This is a genomic window from Chryseobacterium sp. SIMBA_029, assembly GCF_046535275.1.
Taxonomy (GTDB): Bacteria; Bacteroidota; Bacteroidia; order Flavobacteriales; family Weeksellaceae; genus Chryseobacterium.
On sequence record NZ_JAWRXA010000215.1, the window covers coordinates 1 to 279 of the forward strand.

Annotated in this window: 1 protein-coding gene; it reads right to left on the reverse strand. The window is 63.1% G+C overall.

All coding sequences use genetic code 11. The features are described from left to right. Nucleotides 1–148: 148 nt before the first annotated feature. Complete coding sequence (locus SB679_RS23885; RefSeq protein WP_410704733.1) at nucleotides 149–277, reverse strand: hypothetical protein; 129 nt, start codon at nucleotides 275–277, stop codon at nucleotides 149–151. Nucleotides 278–279 lie beyond the last annotated feature (2 nt).

Below are 279 nucleotides of genomic sequence, written 5' to 3' on the forward strand. Positions count from 1 at the left end.
GGTGCGGGCAGCACCGAAACCGAGCGCGCAGGGGTCGGCGCAGGGCCGACGTCGTAATCCCTGGCACCAACCGCCTAACCCAGCAGCCGCCGTCGAACGTTCGACGGCGGCTGCCGGGTTTTTGGTTGTCAGCGGACTTGCCGGACGGCTACTGGGCCAGTCCGATGACCAAGTTGATGGTGACGGCGAGGATTACCGTGCCGAAGAGGTAGGACAGCAAGCCATGCTTCATGGCTTCGGCTCGGATCCGATGATTTTCCAAGTTGGTGTCCGACACCT